Source organism: Arthrobacter sp. 2YAF22_2 (genome assembly GCF_052114645.1).
Lineage (GTDB): Bacteria > Actinomycetota > Actinomycetes > Actinomycetales > Micrococcaceae > Arthrobacter.
Window position 1 is genome coordinate 1 of record NZ_JBFRFD010000349.1, and the last position, 3,927, is coordinate 3,927.

The 3,927-nt window shown below is 65.3% G+C and carries 5 protein-coding genes; 3 read left to right on the forward strand and 2 right to left on the reverse strand.

Translation table 11 applies throughout. The annotated features are described in order from the left end of the window. From AB4Y86_RS13745 to map, 3 genes are all read left to right on the forward strand, one after another. The coding region (locus AB4Y86_RS13745) for a preprotein translocase subunit SecY (protein ID WP_441402771.1) at positions 1-306 on the forward strand (306 nt) is incomplete at its 5' end. Positions 307-311: 5 nt separating this feature from the next. Continuing rightward, entirely contained in the window at positions 312-881 is a 570-nt protein-coding gene (locus AB4Y86_RS13750; protein ID WP_441402775.1) for an adenylate kinase, read from the forward strand. A gap of 108 nt (positions 882-989) precedes the next feature. Then, complete coding sequence (map, locus tag AB4Y86_RS13755; RefSeq protein ID WP_441402772.1) at positions 990-1,817, forward strand: type I methionyl aminopeptidase; 828 nt, start codon at positions 990-992, stop codon at positions 1,815-1,817. An 88-nt stretch (positions 1,818-1,905) separates the two neighbouring features. On the opposite strand, the gene AB4Y86_RS13760 is transcribed toward map, so the two are convergent. Together AB4Y86_RS13760 and AB4Y86_RS13765 are read right to left on the reverse strand one after the other, a co-directional pair. Then, the gene (locus AB4Y86_RS13760; protein ID WP_441402773.1) at positions 1,906-3,252 is read right to left on the reverse strand and encodes an ABC transporter substrate-binding protein; all 1,347 of its coding nucleotides are present in this window, start codon (positions 3,250-3,252) and stop codon (positions 1,906-1,908) included. Between the two features lie 76 nt (positions 3,253-3,328). Continuing rightward, on the reverse strand, positions 3,329-3,927 hold a 599-nt coding region (locus AB4Y86_RS13765), incomplete at its 5' end, for a carbohydrate ABC transporter permease (RefSeq protein WP_441402774.1).

Here is a 3,927-nt window from a genome sequence, read left to right on the forward strand (position 1 = left end):
ACTTTCAACCCTGAGGAAGTTTCTGACAACATGAAGAAGTACGGCGGCTTCATTCCGGGTATCCGTGCCGGCAAGCCGACCGCAGATTACCTGCAGTATGTGCTTTCCAGGATCACTTTGCCCGGCGCGTTCTACCTGGGCCTTGTGGCCCTGATCCCGCTGATTGCCTTGGTCCTGATCAACGCCAACCAGAACTTCCCGTTCGGCGGCACCTCGATCCTGATCATGGTGGGCGTCGGTTTGGAGACCGTCAAGCAAATTGATGCGCAGCTACAGCAGCGTCACTACGAAGGGCTTTTGCGATGACGAGAATGTTGATTATCGGACCTCCCGGTTCGGGCAAGGGAACGCAGGCGGAACGTATTTCGGAGCGCCTCGGTGTCGTGGCGATCTCCACCGGCGACATCTTCCGCGCCAACGTCAAGGGTGAGACGCCGCTCGGCATCGAAGCCAAGAAGTTCATGGACGCGGGCGACTTCGTTCCGGACAGCGTGACCAACAAGATGGTCCGCGACCGCCTCACCGAGTCCGACGTCGAGCCGGGCTTCCTGCTCGWCGGCTACCCGCGGACCACGGCCCAGGTGGACTACCTGGACGCGATCCTGGCCGACGGCGAGCAGAAGCTCGACGTCGTCCTGCAGCTCACGGCCGATGATGAGGAACTCGTCAAGCGCCTGCTGGGCCGCGCCCGGGACACCGGCCGCAGCGATGACAACGAGACCGTCATCCGCCACCGGCTGGATCTCTACCACGGGCAGACGGAAGCCGTGGTGGCGAAGTATGCCGACCGCGGGATCCTGACCCGGGTTGACGGCATCGGCGGCATCGACGAGGTCACCGACCGCGTCATGCAGGCCATCAAAGCGGCGCAGTCCGCCTGAGCCGGGCCCGTTTCCATTGAGGCTCCTCCCGCAGCGCCGGGAGGAGCCTCAGGCATTTGTCCGTCCGACCCTCGCGGGGCCGGGCGGCACCACGAAAGGACGCTGAGGATGGCATTCGGCCAGACCCGCATTGAATACAAGACCAACGCCCAGATGCGGACCATGCATGAGGCAGGGCTGGTCCTCAGCCGCGCACTCGACGCCGCCGTGGCCGCAGCGGTCCCCGGGGTGACCACCCGCGATCTCGACGCCGTCTTCGCGGGCGTGCTGCAGGACGCCGGGGCGAAGTCCAACTTCCTTGGCTACCACGGCTTCCCGGCAACTATCTGCACCTCGGTCAACGAGGAGGTGGTCCACGGAATCCCGGGGGACCGCGTCCTGCAGGACGGGGACATCATCTCCATCGACGGCGGCGCCATCGTGGAAGGCTGGCACTCCGACTCGGCCCGGACCGTGATCGTGGGCACCGCTGACCCCGAAGACCAGCGGCTCTCCGACGTTACCGAGGCGGCCATGTGGCACGGGATCGCGGCGCTGGCGACCGGCAAGTTCGTTGGCGACGTCGGCAACGCCGTGGACGACTACGTCTCCTCCGTGCCGGGCAAGCCGCTGGGCATCCTGGAGGACTACGTGGGCCACGGCATCGGCTCGGAGATGCACATGGCCCCTGATGTGCTGAACTACCGCACGAGCCACCGTGGGCCCAAGATCCGGCCCGGGCTGTGCCTGGCCATCGAACCGATGCTGGTCCGCGGCAGCATCGACACCGCCGTGCTGGAGGACGACTGGACGGTGATCACGACCGACGGCAAGCGCTCCTGCCAGTGGGAACACTCCGTGGCCGTCCACGAGAAGGGCATCTGGGTGCTCTCCGCGCCCGACGGGGGAGCCGCGAAGCTGGCGCCGCTCGGCGTCGTCCCGGTCCCGATCCCCTAAGACGCCGCTTAAACCCAAGTAGCTCGCAATTGTTGTCGTTTTGAGGGCTCAAAACGACAACAATTGCGAGCCAGTTGGGCCGGGGAGGCTAGCTCTTCAGCTTCGGCTTCACGTCCTTGGTGTAGATGCCCTCCAACGTGGTCTTCAGGTCGGTCATCGTGGCTTTGACGTCGCCCTGCTGCGTGAGGATCTTCGCGGCCGACTTCGCCATCTCCTGGTCAGCGCCCGGCAGGAATACCCGGGCGTTGTCCTGGACCCGGGTGACCGCGAGCTGGTCCATGGCGGTCTTGATCTGCGGCGTCGCCGCGAGGACAGCGCCCATGTCAGCGGATGTGCGGGTCGGCATGTAGCCCGTGGCCGCGGAGAACGCCGCGGTGTTCTCCGGCTCGGTCATGAACTTCAGGAAGGTGGCCGCAGCGAGCTGGACCTCCTTGCTGACGCCGCTGGGGATGCCGAGCCCGGCGCCGCCCGTGGGGCAGACGGGGCTTTCGTTCTTCGGCCCACCCGGCAGGAAGCCGACGCCGACGTTGAACTTGGCGGACTTGAGCACGCCCAGCAGATCGCCGGTTGAGGAAATCGTGGTTGACGCGATGCCGGCGGAGAAGTCGTCTGCGGCGTTCTTGGAGGAGACGCCGGCCCACTTGTCCTTGTAGATCGAATCCTGCGCCCACTGCAGCGCGGCCACCGACTCCGTGGAGTCACAGTTGACGTCCCAGCCGTTGGACCAGCTCCCGCCCCAGCCCCACAGGTTGTTCTGCAGATTCCAGCCGGCGTAGCCGGCGAGGGCCGGATACATGTAGGCGTACTGTGCGCCCGAACTCGCCTTGAGCTTGGGGGCCCAGTCACCAAATTCCTGCCACGTCTTCGGCGCCCGGTCCGGCAGTCCCGCGGCCTTGAAGTGGTCCTTGTTGTAGAAGAACAGCGGGGTGGAGCGGCCGTAGGGGAGCGCCCACTGCTTGTCCGCGTACTTGTAGTCCGCGACGAGCGACTTCTGGAAGTCGTCGACCTTGATGTCCAGCTGCTTGATCAGGCCGTCGAGCGGGATGATGTTGCCGTTGGTGTAGTACCGGAACCACCAGACGTCCGAGAGCACCACGAGGCCCGGGAGGTCCGTCTTCGCGGCCTGGGAAGTCTGGAACTTCTGCGCGATTTCCTCGTAGTTGGCGCCCGCGGTCACCAGGTTCACCTTGATCTCCGGGAACTTCGCCTGGAACTTCTCGATGATCGCCTTTTCCACGTCCTGGGACTTGCCCGGGTGGTTGGTCCAGAAGTCGATGGAGGCGGCAGGCTTCACACCGCTGAAGTCGATGTCGGCTGCGCCGGAGGTGGCGGTGGTCGATCCGGTGGACGGGCCGCCGCAGGCTGCCAGTGCGGCCGCGCCTGCGCCAGCGCCGGCCAGGCCGAGGAAGTGTCGGCGGTCAAGATTTAGTGCCATGGTGGGTCCTCTCAAGGGTGTTGACTCGTTGTGATGATGGGGGTGTACGGGGTGTGTGTTGGAGCGGAAGGCTGCGTCACCCGGTGACGCTGCCTTGGGTGAGGCCGGCGACGATGTAGCGCTGCAGCGCGGCGAAGACGAGGAGGATCGGAACAATGACGAGCATCGCGCCGGCCATCAGGATGCCCCAGCCGGCGCCGTTTCCTTCCGAGTTCTGCAGCAGGGTCAGCCCGACCGGCAGGGTCATGGTCTCCGGCCGGTCGGTGATGATGAGCGGCCAGATGTAGTCGTTCCACTCGCTAACCACCGTCACCAGCGCCACCGTTGCGATGGAGGGGCCGGAGACGGGGACGACGACCTGCCAGAGCCGCCGCCAGTGCCCCGCGCCGTCGATCTCTGCGGCCTCCAGGATGGAGCCGGGCAGCGTCATGAAATGCTGTCGGAGCAGGAAGGTGCCGAAGGCCGTGCCCAAGCCGGGAAGAATGATTCCCCACAGGGTGTTCTTCCCGCCGATGCCGGCAATCAGGATGTAGTTCGGCAGGATCGACACCTGGGGCGGCACCATGAGTGCCACCAGGATCACGACGAAGATGACGTTCTTGAACGGGAAACGCACAAAGACCAGGGCGTAGGCCGTCAGGATCGCCAGGATCACTTTCACCGTGGAGCCCACGG